Genomic DNA, 18,441 nt, shown 5'->3' on the forward strand with positions numbered 1-18,441 from the left:
GCCCCGAAGAGGCCGCTTATCGCCCACACCGCGCACACCGAGACGAGGATGCTCGCGGGAACGGTGAGCAGGCCCAGCCGGGTGAATCTGCCGATGGGGGCAGGTCGGTCATGTTCGCCGATGATGCGACGCCACAAGAGGGTGGCCAGGGATCCGGCGTAGCTGAGGTTGGGGCCGATGTTGACCCCGATGAGCATGGCCAGCACTGCGACCCACCCGGCGGGGGAGACGAAGGGCAGAAGAACCATCACTGCGGGCAGGTTGTTGATGAGGTTCGACAACAGAGCCGCGATGACGGCGACGGCCAGCAGGCTGAGCAAGGTCTGGCCGGAGGGGACGAGACGGTCGATAAGGTCCCCCAGCCCGTTGCCGACGACGGCCTCGACGATGATTCCCAGGCACAGGACGAAGGCCAGAAAAAGGGGCTTGGTTGCGCGCAGGGCGCGTCCGGCCTCGACTGCGAAGTTCCCGCTGTGACGGACGAGCCTCAGCACCATCAAGGCGAGGACGCCTCCCAGAGCAGCCCAGAAAGGTTCGGCCCCCAGCAGCGAGCACACCGCGAATCCGGCCAAGGTGAGTCCGAGGATGATGAGAGCTGCGATCGGGGCGGGTTGCTGCTTTTCGACCTCTGCGGTGACCTTTCCGGAGAGTTCCTCGCGGAACTCGATGTGCATCGCCAACCATTCGATGCTGATGGACAACAGCCATGGCAGGGCCATGACGGCGGTGAAGCGTCCGAAGGTGAGTTCGGGCACGGCTGCCACCGCTAGCAGGTTCGTGAGGTTGGACACCGGCAGCAACAGGGACGCCGTATTGGCCAGATGTGCGGTGGCGTACAGGTGTGGTTCAGGTCGGGCCTCGAGTCGTCTCGTCGTCGTCAGGACGATCGGTGTCAGCAGGACGATGGTGGCGTCGAGGCTGAGAACCGCCGTCGTTACCGACGCCACGATGAAGACCCACAATAGAAGACGATTCGAGGAGGATTTTGCGTGGGTGGCCATGAGCTCGCCGGAGTAGCGGAAGACCCCTTCGGCTCGGGCAAGCTCGGACAGGGCGAGGACTGCTGCCAAGAAGATGACGGTAGGTCCCATGGTGGTGACCTGGTGGCCGGCATCGGACCAACTGATGGTTCCGACGAGGCACAGCAGCAGAACTCCCGGCACCGCGGTCGTTGCCTCCGGCAGACCGTGCGGACGGACGAGGGCGAAGATCATCACGGTGACGAGGACCACCACGCCGAGTGTCTCAGCCAACCACAACGTCACTGCTGAATGCTATCAAAAGGCGGTGACGGTGGGTGGTGAAAAGTGTTGGCGACGGCTGGCACGAAGCACGGTCACATAGCCATAACGGGACCGAGGAGGATGCTGCCATCAGCATAACCCGGTAAGGTGATCATTCGTCTCGGGGCGTTAGCTCAGCCGGTCAGAGCAGGGGACTCATAATCCCTGGGTCGCGGGTTCGAGCCCCGCACGCCCCACTCCATCCGATCCTGCAATTTGCCCGGGCAGCTCGCCACTGCGGTTATGGGTTCCGCGGCGTCGAGGTGTGAAATCGTCCGTCGAACCCGGAGCGAAGATGATGTGGGCGGTCATTCATTCGCATGATGAAATGAATTATTCAATCGGATGTTCAGATGTCAGTAAAATGACACATATGAGTCTACCGTGAAGTGAAAACCTGTGCGTTGAGATGCCTTTGTGCTGCACAATTGGTCGTTTTGGCGATGGTGTACTGAAATGCACCATCCCCTCGGTAGCGTGATCGTCGCCTGGGCATAGGAGCCAGGTTATTGATCGACAAGGAGTGTCATTCATGAGATCTACCAAGCTACGTAGGTCGGTTCTTGCCGTCCTCACTGCGGCAGCTACTGCGCTACCGATGACGATGGCAGCCGGCACCTCATGGGCTACGGACTCGGGAATCACTCCCGATCATCCCGGTGGCGTCGCTGCTCCGCACAGCCCGGATGGCGTTCCGTCGAGTGGCACGGGGCCGCAGTTTCGCACCTGGCCGGTGGCTTCCCAGTATTCACACGCGCATGTGGGTACGAATCCAAAGGGAGCTAACGACTTCACGTGTAAGCCTGCGCCAGGTACTCGACCCGTCGTCCTCATCCCTGGTACCGGTGAGGACGCATTCGCCACGTGGTCATATTACGCGCCGGAGCTCAAATTGGCCGGTCTGTGCGTATTCACCTTCAACTACAACATTCAAACGAACCCTGATCGCGAATGGGCTGCCACCGCTGGCGACATTCGTTCCAGTGCCGCGTTTCTGGCCCACTACGTTGAGAAAGTACGGGCCGCGACCGGAGCCGAAAAGGTTGACCTGGTGGGGCATTCCCAGGGTGGAGGCCCCCTCCCTCGTGCCTATATCAAGTGGTTTGGAGGAGATCGGGTCGTCAACCATCTGATTGGTCTCGTCCCCTCCAATAAAGGCACCAGTGTCTACGGTTTGGCTACTTCCGTTGGCCTCGACCGGCCCGGAAGCCTGAGCGCTCGGGCTTTGCAGAACTATGCGGATAGACACAACTATGAGTCGCTTCCGCAGCAGCTTGCGGGCTCTCGCTTCCTGGGTGAACTCAATGACGGTGGGATGACCGCACCGGGTGTCCGGTACACCGTCATCAGTACCAAGTATGACGATGTGGTGACTCCATACACCAACGCATTCATCCGTGAGCCTGGAGTAACGAATATCACCATGCAATCAGTGTGTGCCAAGGACCACACGGATCATTTCGGGTTCACCTATGACCCCGTCGCCTTCCAGGTCGTCTTCAACACGTTGCTTCCTGACAAGGCCAAGGCCATCCGCTGCGTATACGTGCCGGGGTACATCCAGTGATCGTTATCGCTGTTGCTCCATTGGTGTGATGAGTCCTGTTCGCGCTGGTTGCCATCCTGGCAGCCAGCGCGAACGATGTCATGGTGGTGGTCGAGTGCTGTGACTCATAAGTATGAGGGGCTGCACTGGATTGGCCATGACGCGAATTAACCCAGCAAAATACGTATCTGTCGTCCTACCGCAGACTCGTCATGGTTTCCGATGATGGGGAATCCACGATCACGCAGTATTGGGTGGGCGTCCGAGACAACATACGGATGTCCTACTAACTCCAGCATGGTGAGATCGTTGGGCATATCACCAAAAGCTGCGGCGTCAGATGGGTCAATGCCGAGATCTTGACAGACCTGGGCCAACGCCATTCCCTTCGAAACCCCGGGAGCCGCGATCTCCACGAGACCGTTCGTCATGGTGGCGGAAAAAGTCGCCGTGCCGCGGTCGCCCACGATGGGATTGACGACGTCGAAGAGCTTGTCGCTGGGGAAGTTGAAGGTACGCACCAACAGCTTGACGATGCGGCGATCGGCTCCAAGGTAGTTCTCGATCGGTCCCTCGCCGTCCGGAGGGCCGCCAATCTGCCAGCGATCGAATCCCTCGTCGGCGAACCACTGGGTGGCCTCCTCGGTGCAGAACAGAGCTTCAGGCAGGGCCTCGCGGACATCGGCAATGATCTCGGCGACGCGGGTGGGGCTCATGAAGATGTCGTGGAGGACCTCGCCGGTCGTGGCATCGACGCTCACTGCCCCATTTGAGGCCAGCAGGGTCGGATGGATTGAGCGGAACGGGTCGAGAACCGTCAACCAGCGGTAGGGCCGTCCAGTGGCGAAGACGACGTGGACCCCCGCCTCGGCCGCAGCGAGCATCGCCTCGGTGTTCTCGGCGCTGGGCATCTTGTCAGCGCCCAGAAAGGTGCCGTCCAAATCAGTGGCAATGAGTGAGACCATCACAACCTTCCTCGCCCGGTCGGAGATCCCGACGACGTACCGGTGCCGGCTCCCGGCGACTGCATCGACGGGGTGCGCGACGGACTCCTTGATGGGTTGTTCGACATGCTCGGCGATGCGCTCCTACCCGTTGACGGGGACTGCGACTCGCTCGGCGTGACACTGTTCGACCCGCTGCCGTTCGACGGAGACGCGCTCTGGCTCGATCCTTGGCTCGGGCTGGGACTCGAAGAACTGTTGGCAGAACTACTCGACGAGGCCGAGGTCGGAACCGGTGGAGGCGGGGGAGTGGGCGGCACGTTCTGGAACAACAGCACCGCGATGAGTAGACCAGTCAGGGCGATGAAGATTGTGAGCAGCCATGCCACCACAGTCGTCGACCAGCCGACCCTGTCACGACGACCCGGCCACGGCAGCGGCCAGGCGCGCACCCGGCCGGGAAGGGTGTCGTCGATCCAGTGCAACCGGAAATTCGGGCCTGCAACTGACGATCCCGAGAGGGCCGACATGTCGACGGCCTCCAGGATGCGTCGGGTCTCGGCCACCGCTGCTGCCGACCCGTCATAGACCAAGGCCACCCACGGGGCCAGGGACTCACCGCCAGCCCCGCCCGGACCAGTCACAGGGCGGTACAACTCGCCCAAGCGTCCAGAGTTCTGTCCCGCACCACCGCGAGCGATGACGGTCTCGGAGCGCAGGTGGTTGACCTCCCCTGCCAACCGGTCCCAGGAAGCTGGATCACTCGCGGCGCCATGGGACAACAGAATGATGAGGACGGCCTGGCCGTCGTCGTCATGGGCCCGGAACACAGTGCCCGAGGGCATCGCGAGAACACGGACATCGAGCCAGAACTCGTCGATCCTCGGTGGGTCGCACGGTTCCAGGGGCAGGGCCTCGATGGGCCACGGGTTACTCGACATCGCCCACCATCTCACCACATTCCAGCCGTGACCTCCGAACGGCAGGCGTTCGCGCTTGGTGATTTCTCACCGTTCTTGGGCTGCGGCACTCTGACGGTATCGTGAGTGCGGGCCCGTCACGGGTCATGCGCAAGCCAGGCAGGAGACGTTAGTGAGCACCCAGCACTACTCGGATGGTCAGGACATCGGCAAGGGCAACCAGGATGCCCCGATGTCCAATGACGAGGCCGCTCGCCTCATCGGGCAGGCCATCGGGCAGGTCCAGCGGGTCATCGTCGGCCAGGAGCGCATGGTCGAACAGCTCATGGTCGGTGTGTTGGCCAGGGGCCACATCCTTCTGGAAGGTGTCCCCGGTGTCGCCAAGACCTTGGCGGTGCGCTCTTTCGCGACGGTCCTCGGCGGTGACTTCGCCCGAGTGCAGTTCACCCCGGACCTCGTCCCCTCCGACATCGTCGGCACCCGCATCTACTCGGCCTCCAAGGAGACTTTCGACATCGAGCTCGGCCCGGTCTTCGTCAACTTCGTGCTGGCCGACGAGATCAACCGAGCTCCGGCCAAGGTCCAGTCGGCGATGCTCGAGCTGATGGCCGAGAAACAAGTGTCCATCGCAGGACAGACCTTCCCGGCCCCGCACCCCTTCAGCGTCATCGCCACCCAGAACCCGGTGGAGTCCGAGGGCGTTTACCCGCTTCCGGAAGCCCAGCGCGACCGTTTCCTGCTCAAGATCGACGTTCCTTACCCGCGAGGCAACGAGGAGTTCGAGATCCTGCGCCGGATGAGTGTCAAGGCTCCCGAGCCCCAGCAGGTGCTGACTCCCGAGACCGTCACAGCCCTGCAGGACATGGCCTCCGACGTCTTTGTCCACAACCTCGTCGCTGAATACGTGGTTCGGCTGGTGCTGGCCACCCGTAATCCGGGCGATTTCGGGATGCCGGACCTCGCCAACGTGATCCAGATCGGCTGCTCTCCGCGCGCCACCCTCGGTCTGATTGCCGCTGCGCGTGCCCTGGCCCTCGTTCATGGTCGTGACTACGTCCTTCCCACCGACGTCCAGGCTGTCGCCGTCGACGTCATGGCCCACCGGCTGGTGCTCAGCTTCGACGCCATAGCCGACAACGTTTCGGCCTCGGACGTCATCGAGCGGGTTGTCGCCATGGTTCCGCCGCCCACCCCGGTATGGAACGAGGAGCAGCGCCAGGCCGCCCATCAGCAGCACAGCTATCCCGACGACCTGGGCCAGTACCCCGCACCGACGACTCCGCCTGTCCAGCACTGAGGCGTCCTCATGACGCGACCGACATTCCGCGACCCGCAGCCACCGTCGGTGGCGCAGACCCTGGTGAGTCCGCCCACCGGGGCGACCCTGCCGCTCAACCAGCTCGCCCCCGAGGCTGCGCTGCGCCGACTGGAGCTGACGATCGTGCGTCGTCTGGAGGGTTTCCTGCACGGTGACCATCTCGGTCTGCTCCCGGGCACCGGGGCTGACGTCAATGATGCCCGCCCCTACGAGCCCGGCCAGGACGACGTGCGCATGATGGACTGGGCCGTCACCGCTCGTACCACCGTTCCACATGTGCGAGAGACCATTGCTGATCGCGAGCTCGAGGTGTGGGCCCTGCTGGACGTCACCGGGTCGATGAACTGGGGCACCGTGTCCATGACCAAGCGTGATCTGGGGATCGCAGCGGTTGCCACCATCGGATTCCTGTCCCAACGGATGGGGGACCGATTCGGTGGCCTCATCATGCGCCCTGATTCAGTGCGTCGTCTGCCAGCGCGCTCTGGCAGAACTGCCCTCTACGGCTTGTTGCGCTCGATGCTGACCGAACCGATCGTCGCCGACAATGCAGCTGGTGACATGACCCTGGCCAAGGGGATCGAGAACCTGGCTGCGTCGGGCCGACGCCGAGGCATGAAGGTGGTCGTCTCGGACTTCCTCTCCCCGGGCGACAACACCCTCGACCCCAACAATCGCCCCGACTGGGAACGGTCCCTGCGAAGGCTCTCGGTGCGCAACCAGGTGCTGTGCATCGAGGTCGTTGACGCTGCCGAGGTTCATTTCCCCGACGTGGGTGATGTCATGGTGCGAGATCCAGAAACTTCCTTCGCCCACTATGTCGATACCGCCGACAAGGCCACCCGGGAGCGCATGGATGCGGCCTCCCGGGCTCAGCGCGAGCGGGTCGCGGCTGCCATTCGACGAGCTGGAGCCGGTCATCTGCAATTACGCACCGACTCCGACTGGGTCACCGATATTGCCCGCTTCGTGCTCGGGTACCGCCGCACTGCGGCGATCCTGCATCAGCCTCCGCAGGGGGTGACGAAATGACGCCATTGTTCCTGGGCCTGCCTGAGGTCAAGACCCCGTGGGTCCTGTGGCTGCTGTTGATCATCCCGGCGCTGTTGATCTTCTACATCTGGGCCCTGCACCGCAGCCGCTCAACCGCGATGAGGTTCACCAACACCGCGATCCTCGGCTCGGTGATGAGTAGACAGCCGCAGTGGAAGAGACACATCGCCGTTGCTGCCGCGCTGCTGTGCCTGGCGACGACCACCTTCGCGTGGGCCCGTCCGCTGGGCATCGAGAAGGTGCCGCGCGATCGCGCCACGATCGTGGTCGCCATCGACGCCTCCTTGTCTATGAAGGCTGAGGATGTCTCGCCCAATCGTCTCGCAGCTGCCAAGGCCAAGGCCAAGGGCTTCATCAACAGTCTTCCGGAGGGGTTCAACGTCTCGGTGGTGAGCATCTCCGATCATCCCGAGATTCGGATGCCCCCGTCGACCGACCGACCCACCGTGCTGCGTGCCGTCGACGGTATTGACCTGCAGGACGGTACCGCTCTCGGCGGGGCCATCGACAAGTCCATCGAGGCTGTCAAGATGACTCCGGGAGCCAAGGACTCTAAGGATCCCATTCCGGCAGCGATCGTCATGCTCAGTGACGGCGGCAACACCCAGGGCGGGTCGCCGATGGTTGCCGCTACTCGTGCTGCCGCAGCCAAGGTGCCGGTGTACACCATTGCCTTCGGCACCGAGACCGGCTATGTCGATCTCGACGGGAATCGGGAAAGGGTCGCTCCCGACACCAAACTCCTGTCAGCCATTGCCGACCGAACCGACGGTCGGTCCTGGTCTGCGGACTCGGCTGACAAGCTCCAGGAGGTCTACAAGCAGGTGCACTCCTCGGTGGGTTATGAACCGGTGAAGAAGGAGGTGACGTCGACCTGGGCCTTCTACGCCTTCTGCTTCGCCGTCGTCTCCGGGCTGGCGACACTGTCAGTGGCGGTGAGATGGACATGATGACCCTCATCGCATTCGGACGTCCGGGACGACTGTGGTGGCTGGTGGTGCCGTTCGCCTTCCTCGTCGTCTACCTCATCGTCGTCCTGTGGCGTCGCCAACCTCGCCAGGGCCGCAACGAGCTGAAGAGGTTGTTGCCCAGCTCCCGACCGTGGAAGCAGCATCTGGCGATGGGGTTGTCGGTGGTGTCGATGGCGACCATGGTGCTGGCGTTCGCCCAGCCGAAGGCCTATCACGAGGTGCCACACGACCGAGCGACGGTCGTCGTCGCCATTGACGTCTCACGGTCCATGGTCGCCACCGACGTCGACCCCTCCCGCCTGTCAGCGGCCAAGACCGCTGCCAAGGATTTCCTGGGCGATCTGCCGCCACGATTCAATGTCGCCCTGGTGAAGTTCGCCGCCTCGGCCCAGATCGTCGTCCCTCCCACCACAGATCGGGCTGCGGTGTCGACTGCGATCACCAACCTCCAGGTGATGCCGTCCACTGCGATTGGTGAGGGGATTTACTCCTCCCTCAATGCCTTGAAGCTGGTGCCGGACGACCCGAAGCGTCCCGGACAGAAGCCTCCCTCGGCGATCGTGCTGTTGTCCGACGGTGCCACCAATGTCGGGCGTCCGTCCCTCGAGGCGGCCACGGATGCCGGACGCGAGCACGTCCCGGTGTACACCATCGCTTACGGCACTGCCGGTGGATATGTCGTCGAGGGTGGTCAGCGTCAGCCCGTTCCCGTCAACCACTATGAGTTGGCTGCGGTGGCGAAGGCCTCGGATGGCGAGAAGTTCTCCGCGGAATCGTTGGGTCAGCTCTCCGACGTCTATAAGTCGATCGCCCAGTCAGTCGGTTACGAGAAGGTCTTCGGGGAGGTCTCCGACAAATATGTCGGCGTCGCCCTCGCCCTCATGGTCTTGACGGCTGCTTCCGTCGTCACTCTGTGTGCCCGTTGGCCCTGATTACTCGTCCCGACCGGGAGTAGATTCTTCGACGTCTTCGCAGAAGGAGTTCCCATGAGCGTGGCCGACAATCTGATGGCTGTACGTACCCGCATCGACGACGCCTGCCGGGCCTGTCATCGCGACCCCGACGAGGTGTCCCTTCTTCCGGTGTCCAAGACCAAGCCGCCGAGCATGGTGGAGGAGGCATATCAGGCGGGGTACCGACTCTTCGGGGAGAACAAGGTGCAGGACGCCTTGGCGAAGTCGGAACTCATGGACGCCGATCACCCCGGGCTGGGGTGGGCCATCATCGGCGGTCTGCAGACCAACAAGGCCAAGTATGTCGCCCGGTTCGCCACCGAGTTTCAGGCCCTGGACTCCCCCAAGGTGGCCCACGAGCTCGACAAGAGGTTGCAGAAGGAGGGGCGCCAACTTCGGGTGCTGGTGCAGGTGAACTCCTCGGCCGAGCCCCAGAAGTCCGGTATCGCTCCAGAGGAGGCCATCGACTTCGCCAAGGAGCTGGCGGCCTTCGACTCCCTCGACGTGCGAGGCCTCATGACGGTGGCCCTCAACAGCCCCGACCCGGAGGCAGTGGCCGACTGCTTCGACGTCGTCGTCGGAGTGCAGGAGAAGTTGCGTCAGGAGGTCAACGAGGTCTCCGACTGGGCAGAACTGTCCATGGGGATGTCGGGGGATCTGGAAATCGCGGTCGCCCACGGATCCACCCAGGTGCGTATCGGCACCGACATTTTCGGTGCCAGGACCGATCCCGCGGAGATCTGGCGTCCCTGAACCCGGTCGTCTATGGTTGAGATGTCCATCCGTACCGCTGCAGGGGAAGGCACGTGGTACCGGGAGGACGACCGTGGAAACAACACAGCTGGCCAGTGGAACTCTCTTCATCCACTCGGCACCGACGGCATTGCGCAGCCACATCGAATGGGCCGCCGATGCCGCTTTCGCCATACCCGCGCCGCTGCGCTGGACCAGCCAGCCGGTGGAACCCGGGACGTGGCGTGCAGAGACGCCGTGGCGCGGGGACGTCGTCGATGCCGGCAAGTTCATCTCCACCCTGGCGGCATGGCAGCGGGTACGCGTCGAGATGACGGTGGAAACCGGCGCCGTTCCGCATCGTTGGAGTCTGACACCGAGCCTGGGTATTTTCTCCGCCCACACGGACGAGGCCGGCTCGGTTCTCGTCGACGAGATGAGACTACGAGCCGCCGTGACCGCGGCACGAAGGACAGGACTTCGTCTCGAGGACGAGATCTGTGACCTGCTTGGTGAACCGTGGGACGTCGAGCTGGAGGCCTACCGGGCCTGTGACCCGTCCCTGGACGTATCGTGGCTTGCTCGCGAGGTCGGCTGACTCCTGAGACATGACGAGGCCCCGGTCACACGAACGGTGACCGGGGCCTCGTGCGATTGAATCAGCGGGTGGCGTTGGCGTTGGTGAACGCCAGGGTGACGTTGTGTCCGCCGAACCCGAAGGAGTTATTGAGGGCGACGAGGTCTCCGCCGGGCAGATCAGTCGTCCTGGTGATGATGTTGACCTTGAGCCCTTCCTCAAGCTGGTTGATGTTGATGGTGCCGGGAACCTTGTGGTCCAGCAGGGCCATCACCGACGCGAAGGACTCCAGAGCGCCGGCTCCACCGAGCAGGTGCCCGGTCATCGACTTGGTACCCGTGACGAGCACCTGATCGGTGGCGTCTCCGAGCACCGAGGCGATGGAGTGAGCCTCAGCAGTGTCGCCGAGCGGGGTCGAGGTGGCGTGGGCGTTGACGTGGTTGACGTCAGAGGGGGAAAGCCCAGCCGAGTGGAGAGCCTTGCGCATCGCGGAGGCCTGACCTGAACCGGTCGGATCGGGCTGGACGATGTCGTGGGAGTCGGCGGAGATGCCCGATCCGGCCAGGGTGCCGTAGATCTTGGCACCGCGGGCCTTGGCGTGCTCCTCGGTCTCGATGACCATGATTGCGGCACCCTCACCAATGACGAATCCGTCACGGTCGACGTCCCACGGACGGGATGCGTGCTCGGGGTCGTCGTTGCGGGTCGACAGCGCCTTCATCTGGGCGAAGGCGGCTACCGGCAGCGGGTGGATGATGGCCTCGGCGCCACCGACGACAGCGATGTCGGCACGTCCCAGACGAATCTGGTCCAGACCGAGAGAGATGGCCTCCGACGAGGAGGCACAGGCCGACACCGGGGTGTGGACGCCTGCCTTGGCATGTACCAGCAGACCGATGTTGGCGGCCGGCGCGTTGGCCATGAGCATCGGGACGGTGAACGGACTGACCCGCTTGAACCCCTTGTCCTTCTGGATGTCCCACTGGCCGAGCAGCGAGTGCAGACCTCCGATACCGGTGGCGCAGCAGACCACCAGACGCTCGGGGTCGATACCGTTGGAGTCACCGGTCTCGTCGTCGGGCTCGGGAAGCTCCAGGTCGGCGTCGGCCCAGGCCTCCTTGGCTGCCACCAGGGCAAGCTGGCTGGAACGGTCCAGGCGGCGAGCCTGCGGGCGCGGGATGTGGTTCGTCGGCTCGTCCACCGCTGATGCGGCGAACTTGACCGGCACGTCGTCCATCCAGTCGAAGTCCAGGGTGTGCACCCCGTTTCGGCCTTCCAGCAGCCCCTGCCATGTGGTGGGGGCATCGGGTCCCAACGGTGTGGTGGCCCCGAAGCCAGTGATGACGACGTCGCTCATGAGTTCTCCAGTGTCGGTGATGGGTTGGTGCGGGCCGGTGTCCGGGACTCATCCGCCCCGGACACCCTGGAATCAGCCCTTGTGCTCGATGATGTAGTTGACGGCGTCGCCAACGGTCTTAATGTTCTTGGACTCCTCGTCGGGGATCTCGACGCCGAACTTCTCGTCGCAGGCGTAGATGATCTCGACCATGGAGAGAGAGTCGACGTCGAGGTCGTCGACGAAGGACTTCTCAAGGGTGACCTCGGACTGGTCGACACCGGTGATGTCGTTGACGATGTCAGCCATGTCGGCGAGGATCTGGTCTTTATCGGCCATGATGATTGTTCCTTTTCTCGTGATTTCCCCGGGCCATCGACCCGAAGTGTGTGGGTGGTGTTCGTGCCATGAATATGGGTCTCAGGGGAGCCGGATGACCTGACCGGCGTACACCAGTCCGGCTCCGAAACCGATGATGAGGGCGAGGTCGCCGCTGTGGGCCTCCCCACGCTGAAGCATACGGTCGATGGCGATCGGCACGGACGCGGCGGAGGTATTCCCCATGTCAGCGATGTCGTGGCAGATGGTCACCGACTCGGGCAGTTTGAGGTGGCGGCAGATGACGTCGGTGATGCGATCATTGGCCTGGTGCGGGATGAAGACGTCGAGGGCTTCGGGGGTGATCCCGGCCGCGGCCACCGCTTCGGCGGAGCGCTTGGCGACGTCGGTCATGGCCCACTTGAAGACCGCGCGGCCCTCCATGTGGATCAGGGGGTGGACCTTTTCGGGATCGGCGCTGGCGCTTGCCCAGTCCTCGATCTCGATGGTCTTGAGCTGGTCAGAGCGCGATCCCCAGATGACCGGACCGATTCCCGGCTCGTCGCTCGCGCCGATGATTGCAGCCCCTGCGCCGTCGGAGAAGAGGAAGGCAGTGGAGCGATCGTCGAGGTTGGTCATCTCGGAGAGCTTCTCGACGCCGATGACGAGCACGTTGTTCGCGGATCCGGTGCGGATCATCGAGTCGGCCAGAGCGGTCGAGTAGCAGAATCCCGCGCAGGCACCGTTGAGGTCGAAGGCTGCGGCGTTGCCCAGGCCGAGCTCGCGAGCGATGTAGGTCGCCAGGCTCGGGGAGGGACGATGATGCGAGACGGTCGCGACGATGATGGCGTCGATCTGCGAGGTCTCGAGGCCGGAGCGCTCAAGGGCGGTACGAGCGGCCTCGGTGCCCATCGACAACACGGTCTCGGACTCGGTACCCCAGCGACGCTCGGTGATACCGGTGCGTTGTTCGATCCACTCCGGGGTGGAGTCGATCATGGTGCACATTTCCTCGTTGGTGACGACCCGCGAACCGCGGACTGACCCGGTGGACAGGAACTGCGAGTACCTGTCGACCGGGCGGGTCTTGATGGCTGTCATGCATTCTCCTTGCCAGCGTGGGCCGCGATGAAATCGCGGGCAGCCGGAATCTGGTCTGGGGTGTTGAGGTTGAACAGCTCAACACCCCCGAGGTTGCGCTTGGCGATACCCGTCAGGGTGCCAGCCGGGGTGAGTTCGAGCATGCCGGTGATGCCGCGCTCGGCCATGGTGCCCATACACAGGTCCCAACGCACCGGGTGGGCAACCTGGTTGACAAGACGATCAGCGAACTCGCGTCCGTCCGTGACGACGACACCGTCGCGGTTCGACAGCAGGGCCACCGACGGGGTGGTCGTCGGCATGGCCGCGGCGACCTCGCGCAGGTGGTCAACGGCAGGCTCCATATGAACGGTGTGAAAGGCGCCGGCAACCGAGAGCGGGAAGAGTCGGGTACGAGCCGGAGGCTCAGCGGCGAAGGCCTCGAGTTGCTCGACGGTTCCGGCCGCGACGATCTGACCCTTGCCATTGTGGTTGGCCGGGGTGAGGCCCGCAGACTCGATGGCCGCCAGGACCTCGTCAGGCTTGCCACCAATGACGGCGGTCATCGAAGTCGCGGTGCGAGAAGCGGCCTCTGCCATGGCGCGGCCGCGCTCACGGACGAGAACCATTGCGGCCTCGGCCGAGAAAGCACCAGCGGCAGCGCCGGCGGCGATTTCGCCGACCGAGTGTCCGGCCAGCAGGTCCGCCTTGGAGAAGATCTCGGGATCGACCGACCATGCGGTCGCCAGCGCGGCGGCGACGAGCAGCGGCTGGGCGACAGCGGTGTCCTTGATGGTCGCCTCGTCGGAGGTCGTGCCGTGGGTCACCAGATCGATGTCGGCCACCGCTGACAACCATGCGAGGTGGTCAGAGAAGGTGGGGTCGGACATCCAGTCCGACAGGAATCCTGGTTTCTGGGCTCCCTGGCCCGGAGCGACGATTGCAAGCACGTTCCCACTTTGCCCCCTGGCAGGCCCTGAGGCGAGACATGGAACCGACGAAGTACCCGGGGTTGCCTTTGTGGGGTTTCCACAAAGGGACAAGGGGGTTCCTCCAAAACCCGGTGTGTGTCTCGAATCAGGCCCGATTGGCGGCCTCCCGGCGTCCCAGCACAGCGGCAATGACGTCATTGACGGGGGTGTCGACGCCTACCTCGTCACCCAGTCCGGGAACGGCTCCGACCTGGGCGGCATACTCGCTGGGACGACCGGCAAGGATGTCGCGTTGGAATGAGGTCGTCGAGGCAGGATCCTGTCCGGCGAGGAACCTGAGGTTCTTCTCGACGAAGTCGTCGGCGATCTTGGCGCCGTGTCCACGAGCGACATGCACCGTCTCGTCAATGCACCGGGCGAAGATGTCGCGATGGGTGCTGAGTAGGTCGCCCAGAGCGACGTCGAGGACGGCCCCACAGGCTCCCTGGGGAACGACGGAACACATCTTGACCCACAGCGTGGTGGTGATGTCGGCGATGACGGGGGAGACGATGCTGGCCGTCTCGTAGGCAGCTCGCAACTCATCGATGATCGGATTGGGGGAGTCGTCCATCGTCGAGACCTCCAACATGCGAGGTCCGCCCAGATCCATGACGAGGCCTGGCTCGACGATCTTGACCCATTCCCTGCAGACACCGGGGGCCACGTGCTCGGCGCCGATGATCTCGGCCAGCACCCGAGGTGCAATGACGCCATTCTGGGTCGTGACGACGAGGGTGTCGGGTCCCATGAGAGCAGACAGGTGGGTACGAGCGGCATCGGCTACCTGGAAGGTCTTGGTACACATGAGCACGACATCGACCTGTCCGATCTCGGCAGCGTTGTCAGTGGCGGGAACGTCGAGGGTCACCTCGGTGTTTCCGACGATGCGCAGTCCGTGCTCGCGAATGGCTTTCAAGGTCTTGCCACGGGCGACGAAGGAGACGTCGGCCCCGGCGTCGGCCAACACGCCACCGTAGAAAGCGCCGATGGCTCCGGCGCCGATCACAGCTGCTCTCATCGCTCCGCCTCATTCTTGACGGTGGCGCAGGCGGCGACCATCGCCTGTTCGACTGATTCCCGGGCGTCGGGGAGGGTTGCTGGCAGCAGCGGAACCTTCATCGCTGCCAACGTGCGCTGCATCCCCATTCCGGCGTGAGTGGCCACGCATGCCACGACCTCGTGTTCGCGCAGGAAACGGACGATGCGAGCGTGATGACTGCCCTCGGTGCCCTCGTCGTGGAGGCGGTCCCACTCCACCTCGAAGGTCTGCCACTGCGTGACGTGACCGTTGTCATCGACCTGTGCGACGGCCACCATGGGTGCCTTGCCGAACCGGGGCTCCACCGAGCCGTCCGGGCGAACTGGAATCATGACGTTCATAACGTGAGCCTAGCTTCCCGGACGGCAAGTGTGATGGCAAGAGAAACTCGATGCGCGGCGCGGGGAAGCGGGGTGACGACCATTAACTGTAGTGTTAGGGAGCTAGCCGGGTCGGTTATTGCGTGCGTGAAGTTCAGTGCTCGGAGAAAGGGAGTATATGGCGTCGAGTGATCCTGTGCGGGGGAATGTCAAGGCAGGCGGATACGAGACAGATGGTGCCGCGGACGGTAGCCAGATGCGTAGGGCTGTATTCATGGCGGTGACAGCAGCAGCTCTGGGAATTACCTACGGTTATGATATTTCTAACACCGCTGCTGCGTTGCAGTTCGTGAAGCGGGACTTTGGTATCTATGGTGCCATCAACACGGCGTCGGTCGTGGGTCAAATAGCTGGCGCTATTCTCGGCGGCCCCATGGCTAATGCCATTGGGCGCAAGAAATCGATGATCATCATTGCCGCTGGCTACACTGTTTTTGCGATTTTGACTGCCATCTCTCCGTCTGCCGGGTCATTCCTCGCAATGCGAGTCCTCCTGGGAATAACTATTGGACTCTCCATTACAGTCGTCCCGGTGTTTATTGCTGAATCCGCTCCGGCATCGCGGCGTGGCGGGTTGGCGACTGCGTATCAGGTGACGTGCGTTATTGGAATTATTTTGGGTTACCTTGTCGGGTACTTGTTGCTGCCCACGGACACATGGCGTTGGATTCTCGGTGTGGCAGCCGTCCCGGCATTCATCGTTCTGTTGATGCTGTTTCGCACTGAAGAAACTCCGTCGTGGTACATGCTCAAGGGACGAGAGGAGGAGGCTCGCCGTGCAATGGAGCGCATTGAAGTAGCAGAATTGGTTGAGCCAAGCCTCAACGAGACCCGAAACTCATTGTCGTCCCAAGCTGCCGGATCTGTGTGGGGACGATTGCGTGAGATGTTCCATGGTGGCATGGCCCGAACCACCATTTTTGCCATTGTACTAGGATTCTCAATCCAGATCACCGGGATCAATGCCACTATTTATTATGCGCCTGGCATCTATTCTCGAATGGGGTTCACGGATACCGCGACGACCTACCTCGTGCCGTCCCTGGTCCAGTTCTTGTCGCTGATAAGTGTTGTCGTCTCCATGTTGGTTATTGACAAGGTGGGGCGTCGGTTTGTACTCATTACAGGAATATCTACGATGATCGTTGCGACGATCATTCTCATCGTGACCTATCTGGTGAGCGGCTTCGAGGGTACCCCAGCCGGTGTTATGGGCCTCATCGGCATGTCCTTGTTTACGATGGGATTCACCTTCGGCTTCGGCTCAATCGTATGGGTTTACGCAGGTGAGATCTTCCCGGCTCGTTACCGGTCACTCGGTGCGTCCTTGGTGCTCACCGCCGACTTGGTCGCCAATGCGATCACTGCTCAACTGGGAGCCGTGATGCTCGACGGCATCGGGCTTGCTGGAACCTTCGGCGTATATGGTGGGCTCCTCGTCCTTGCGCTGCTATTCCTGCTGCGATACGCCCCGGAAACCTCTGGTCGTTCGCTCGAGGAAATCCAGGACTACTGGAACAACGGCGCGAGGTGGCCTGAGACTGAATCATCTTCGATGGCGTGAGCCCTGAGACCGGTTCGCATCAGTTCGTCAGCCGCCCCAAGGTGATCGCCAGTCGTAGTACATAAGCCTCTCGAGGGTCCGATGGGGAATAGCCAGTGACGGCCTGGATCCTCTTGAGGCGGTAGCGCACCGTGTTCGGGTGGATGAACATGGCCCGCCCGGTGCCTTCCACCGAGCAGCCGTGATCGAGGAAGGAGACGGTGGTGTCCATGAGGTCCCCACTCGCGGCGGCCAACGGGGTGTAGACCTCATCGACGAGCCACGCAGTGGCCTCGGCGTCACCGGAGAGAACCTGCTCAGGTAGAAGATCGATGGCAGCCATGACCCGCGGACCCTCCGGCCAGGCTCGCGCGGCTCGGGCTCCTGACAGTGCGGCGCGAGCGGAGGCCGGTGCCAGGGTGAGGTCAGCGACAACCGGTCCGACGACGATGGGGCCGGGCGCAAAATGCTCGGCCAAGGCTTCGGTGGCAGCCACCGCAGCCGGAGCGTCGACGAGTTTCTGACTGGCGAGGATGATGACGAGGCGATCGGACTGCAGGGCGGCCAGCACGGTCATCTGCATCCGTTCCCCGTCGCGACGCAGCACGTGCAGTTCATGCTCAGTGGTCGGGGCACGGCCCACGACGACACACAGATTGATACCGGGACGCCACCCGAGGGTGGAAGCGCGAGAGATGAGCTGCTCGTCGGCGTCGGCGCGGACCACGGCATCGACGACGAGGGATTCCAGTCGCTCGTCCCAGGTGCCTCGGCGCTCGGCGGCTCGGGCATACACCTCGGCGGCTGCGAAAGCGACCTCTCGGGAGTAGTGGACGATGGCGGTACGCAGGACCTGGCGATCTCCGCGTGGCATCTCGGTTTCGATCTGAGTCTCGACGACCTCAATCGTGGTGCGGACCAGCTCGACGGTCTGGTGCAGCGAGATCTTGCGAGTCATGGATCGCGGTGCCACGTCGAAGACGTCGGTTGGGGAGTAGGGCTCGGCGTCGTCGTCAGCAAACCATTGCACAAAGCCGTCGATGCCGGATCGGGCCACGATCGAAATCCACGACCTCTCCTCGGCAGAAAGGTCGCGGAACCAGGAATGACGACGGCCCATCTCCTCGAGGGTGGCGGTTGTCATGGCGGAAGTGCGAGCAGTCAAGCGCTTCGCGATGGCTCGGCGGGTGCGGTCAGAGGGGACGACGGTGCGACCGGTACTCGACGTTCGGCGCGCGGACGTCGGCGCGATGTCATTCCTGGCCACCTGAGCCTCCCCCCGGCGAAACGTCGGACAGTCTAATGGGGATGTGGTTTGGCCGCGATGTCCTTCCTCGCGTCTGCCGTCAAGGCGGGAATTTCGCGCTGAGTCGATTTACGACATCTGCAAGTGACTTTTCTTTCATAACACGACACAATAGGTTGGCGGCGGGCCCTCGGGCTGCCACCTCGAACCGTCACCGGTGACGACGCC

Annotated in this window: 18 protein-coding genes, 1 tRNA gene and 1 pseudogene; 10 read left to right on the top strand and 10 right to left on the bottom strand. The window is 63.1% G+C overall.

All coding sequences use genetic code 11. From position 1 onward, the window contains the following. Nucleotides 1-12: 12 nt before the first annotated feature. Nucleotides 13-1,214 (bottom strand): annotated as a pseudogene (locus AC6I1W_RS07570) (SLC13 family permease); the annotation flags it as partial. Between the two features lie 192 nt (nucleotides 1,215-1,406). Here AC6I1W_RS07570 and AC6I1W_RS07575 point away from each other — a divergent pair. Beyond that, nucleotides 1,407-1,480: transfer RNA gene (locus tag AC6I1W_RS07575), tRNA-Ile, on the top strand. Between the two features lie 335 nt (nucleotides 1,481-1,815). Then, nucleotides 1,816-2,850, top strand: a complete 1,035-nt coding sequence (locus AC6I1W_RS07580; protein ID WP_117189567.1) for an esterase/lipase family protein — start codon at nucleotides 1,816-1,818, stop codon at nucleotides 2,848-2,850. A gap of 146 nt (nucleotides 2,851-2,996) precedes the next feature. Here the strand turns inward: AC6I1W_RS07580 and AC6I1W_RS07585 are convergent, their stop codons facing one another. After that, a complete protein-coding gene (locus AC6I1W_RS07585) occupies nucleotides 2,997-3,794 on the bottom strand; it encodes an HAD hydrolase family protein (RefSeq protein WP_016667464.1) in 798 nt (265 codons plus the stop codon). Beyond that, nucleotides 3,794-4,714 carry a hypothetical protein gene (locus AC6I1W_RS07590; protein WP_117189568.1) on the bottom strand — a complete coding sequence of 307 codons (921 nt, stop codon included), beginning with the start codon at nucleotides 4,712-4,714 and terminating at the stop codon, nucleotides 3,794-3,796. Before AC6I1W_RS07590 ends, AC6I1W_RS07585 begins: the two co-directional genes overlap by 1 nt. A 151-nt stretch (nucleotides 4,715-4,865) precedes the next feature. Between AC6I1W_RS07590 and AC6I1W_RS07595 the strand changes: the two genes are divergently transcribed. From AC6I1W_RS07595 to AC6I1W_RS07620, 6 genes are all read left to right on the top strand, one after another. Continuing rightward, nucleotides 4,866-5,990 (top strand): AAA family ATPase, encoded by a 1,125-nt coding sequence (locus tag AC6I1W_RS07595; RefSeq protein WP_117189569.1) that lies wholly within the window; start codon nucleotides 4,866-4,868, stop codon nucleotides 5,988-5,990. A gap of 48 nt (nucleotides 5,991-6,038) precedes the next feature. Beyond that, a complete protein-coding gene (locus AC6I1W_RS07600; RefSeq protein WP_171023463.1) occupies nucleotides 6,039-7,043 on the top strand; it encodes a DUF58 domain-containing protein in 1,005 nt (334 codons plus the stop codon). Further along, on the top strand, nucleotides 7,040-8,014 hold the full coding sequence (locus AC6I1W_RS07605; RefSeq protein ID WP_117189570.1) for a VWA domain-containing protein: 975 nt from the start codon (nucleotides 7,040-7,042) through the stop codon (nucleotides 8,012-8,014). Before AC6I1W_RS07600 ends, AC6I1W_RS07605 begins: the two co-directional genes overlap by 4 nt. Further along, on the top strand, nucleotides 8,005-8,967 hold the full coding sequence (locus AC6I1W_RS07610; protein ID WP_117189571.1) for a VWA domain-containing protein: 963 nt from the start codon (nucleotides 8,005-8,007) through the stop codon (nucleotides 8,965-8,967). The genes AC6I1W_RS07605 and AC6I1W_RS07610 overlap by 10 nt, the downstream gene beginning before the upstream one ends. Nucleotides 8,968-9,021: 54 nt before the next feature. Continuing rightward, nucleotides 9,022-9,741 (top strand): YggS family pyridoxal phosphate-dependent enzyme, encoded by a 720-nt coding sequence (locus AC6I1W_RS07615; protein WP_117189572.1) that lies wholly within the window; start codon nucleotides 9,022-9,024, stop codon nucleotides 9,739-9,741. A gap of 73 nt (nucleotides 9,742-9,814) precedes the next feature. Further along, entirely contained in the window at nucleotides 9,815-10,318 is a 504-nt protein-coding gene (locus AC6I1W_RS07620) for a DUF3145 family protein (RefSeq protein ID WP_063279693.1), read from the top strand. Nucleotides 10,319-10,379: 61 nt separating this feature from the next. Here the strand turns inward: AC6I1W_RS07620 and AC6I1W_RS07625 are convergent, their stop codons facing one another. The 6 genes from AC6I1W_RS07625 to AC6I1W_RS07650 form a co-directional block, all read right to left on the bottom strand. Next, entirely contained in the window at nucleotides 10,380-11,654 is a 1,275-nt protein-coding gene (locus AC6I1W_RS07625; protein ID WP_117189573.1) for a beta-ketoacyl-[acyl-carrier-protein] synthase family protein, read from the bottom strand. Between the two features lie 72 nt (nucleotides 11,655-11,726). Next, nucleotides 11,727-11,972, bottom strand: a complete 246-nt coding sequence (locus AC6I1W_RS07630) for an acyl carrier protein (RefSeq protein ID WP_004811613.1) — start codon at nucleotides 11,970-11,972, stop codon at nucleotides 11,727-11,729. A gap of 81 nt (nucleotides 11,973-12,053) precedes the next feature. After that, on the bottom strand, nucleotides 12,054-13,052 hold the full coding sequence (locus tag AC6I1W_RS07635; protein WP_270235967.1) for a beta-ketoacyl-ACP synthase III: 999 nt from the start codon (nucleotides 13,050-13,052) through the stop codon (nucleotides 12,054-12,056). Continuing rightward, the gene (locus tag AC6I1W_RS07640; protein ID WP_270236148.1) at nucleotides 13,049-13,921 is read right to left on the bottom strand and encodes an ACP S-malonyltransferase; all 873 of its coding nucleotides are present in this window, start codon (nucleotides 13,919-13,921) and stop codon (nucleotides 13,049-13,051) included. Before AC6I1W_RS07640 ends, AC6I1W_RS07635 begins: the two co-directional genes overlap by 4 nt. 187 nt (nucleotides 13,922-14,108) lie before the next feature. After that, entirely contained in the window at nucleotides 14,109-15,023 is a 915-nt protein-coding gene (locus tag AC6I1W_RS07645; protein ID WP_202725232.1) for a 2-dehydropantoate 2-reductase, read from the bottom strand. Beyond that, the gene (locus tag AC6I1W_RS07650) at nucleotides 15,020-15,385 is read right to left on the bottom strand and encodes a NifB/NifX family molybdenum-iron cluster-binding protein (RefSeq protein ID WP_016667476.1); all 366 of its coding nucleotides are present in this window, start codon (nucleotides 15,383-15,385) and stop codon (nucleotides 15,020-15,022) included. The genes AC6I1W_RS07645 and AC6I1W_RS07650 overlap by 4 nt, the downstream gene beginning before the upstream one ends. Nucleotides 15,386-15,542: 157 nt before the next feature. On the opposite strand from AC6I1W_RS07650, the gene AC6I1W_RS07655 reads away from it, so the two are divergent. Then, nucleotides 15,543-16,988, top strand: a complete 1,446-nt coding sequence (locus AC6I1W_RS07655) for a sugar porter family MFS transporter (protein ID WP_270235971.1) — start codon at nucleotides 15,543-15,545, stop codon at nucleotides 16,986-16,988. A gap of 19 nt (nucleotides 16,989-17,007) precedes the next feature. Here the strand turns inward: AC6I1W_RS07655 and AC6I1W_RS07660 are convergent, their stop codons facing one another. After that, nucleotides 17,008-18,111 carry a PucR family transcriptional regulator gene (locus tag AC6I1W_RS07660; protein ID WP_179856519.1) on the bottom strand — a complete coding sequence of 368 codons (1,104 nt, stop codon included), beginning with the start codon at nucleotides 18,109-18,111 and terminating at the stop codon, nucleotides 17,008-17,010. On the opposite strand from AC6I1W_RS07660, the gene AC6I1W_RS07665 reads away from it, so the two are divergent. Beyond that, nucleotides 18,110-18,238, top strand: coding sequence for a hypothetical protein (locus tag AC6I1W_RS07665; RefSeq protein ID WP_256998299.1), 129 nt, complete (start codon nucleotides 18,110-18,112; stop codon nucleotides 18,236-18,238). The two genes, AC6I1W_RS07660 and AC6I1W_RS07665, sit on opposite strands and share 2 nt — an antisense overlap. Nucleotides 18,239-18,441 lie beyond the last annotated feature (203 nt).

The sequence above is a fragment of the Cutibacterium sp. KB22876 genome (genome assembly GCF_059728865.1).

Excerpts from the sequence above, each read along its gene's own strand:
- AC6I1W_RS07580 (WP_117189567.1), top strand. The coding sequence starts at position 1,816 with ATGAGATCTACCAAGCTACGTAGGTCGGTTCTTGCCGTCCTCACTGCG.
- AC6I1W_RS07585 (WP_016667464.1), bottom strand. The coding sequence starts at position 3,794 with ATGGTCTCACTCATTGCCACTGATTTGGACGGCACCTTTCTGGGCGCT.
- AC6I1W_RS07590 (WP_117189568.1), bottom strand. The coding sequence starts at position 4,714 with ATGTCGAGTAACCCGTGGCCCATCGAGGCCCTGCCCCTGGAACCGTGC.
- AC6I1W_RS07605 (WP_117189570.1), top strand. The coding sequence starts at position 7,040 with ATGACGCCATTGTTCCTGGGCCTGCCTGAGGTCAAGACCCCGTGGGTC.
- AC6I1W_RS07610 (WP_117189571.1), top strand. The coding sequence starts at position 8,005 with ATGGACATGATGACCCTCATCGCATTCGGACGTCCGGGACGACTGTGG.
- AC6I1W_RS07615 (WP_117189572.1), top strand. The coding sequence starts at position 9,022 with ATGAGCGTGGCCGACAATCTGATGGCTGTACGTACCCGCATCGACGAC.
- AC6I1W_RS07625 (WP_117189573.1), bottom strand. The coding sequence starts at position 11,654 with ATGAGCGACGTCGTCATCACTGGCTTCGGGGCCACCACACCGTTGGGA.
- AC6I1W_RS07630 (WP_004811613.1), bottom strand. The coding sequence starts at position 11,972 with ATGGCCGATAAAGACCAGATCCTCGCCGACATGGCTGACATCGTCAAC.
- AC6I1W_RS07635 (WP_270235967.1), bottom strand. The coding sequence starts at position 13,052 with ATGACAGCCATCAAGACCCGCCCGGTCGACAGGTACTCGCAGTTCCTG.
- AC6I1W_RS07640 (WP_270236148.1), bottom strand. The coding sequence starts at position 13,921 with ATGTCCGACCCCACCTTCTCTGACCACCTCGCATGGTTGTCAGCGGTG.
- AC6I1W_RS07645 (WP_202725232.1), bottom strand. The coding sequence starts at position 15,023 with ATGAGAGCAGCTGTGATCGGCGCCGGAGCCATCGGCGCTTTCTACGGT.
- AC6I1W_RS07650 (WP_016667476.1), bottom strand. The coding sequence starts at position 15,385 with ATGAACGTCATGATTCCAGTTCGCCCGGACGGCTCGGTGGAGCCCCGG.
- AC6I1W_RS07655 (WP_270235971.1), top strand. The coding sequence starts at position 15,543 with ATGGCGTCGAGTGATCCTGTGCGGGGGAATGTCAAGGCAGGCGGATAC.
- AC6I1W_RS07665 (WP_256998299.1), top strand. The coding sequence starts at position 18,110 with ATGGCGGAAGTGCGAGCAGTCAAGCGCTTCGCGATGGCTCGGCGGGTG.
- AC6I1W_RS07660 (WP_179856519.1), bottom strand. The coding sequence starts at position 18,111 with ATGACAACCGCCACCCTCGAGGAGATGGGCCGTCGTCATTCCTGGTTC.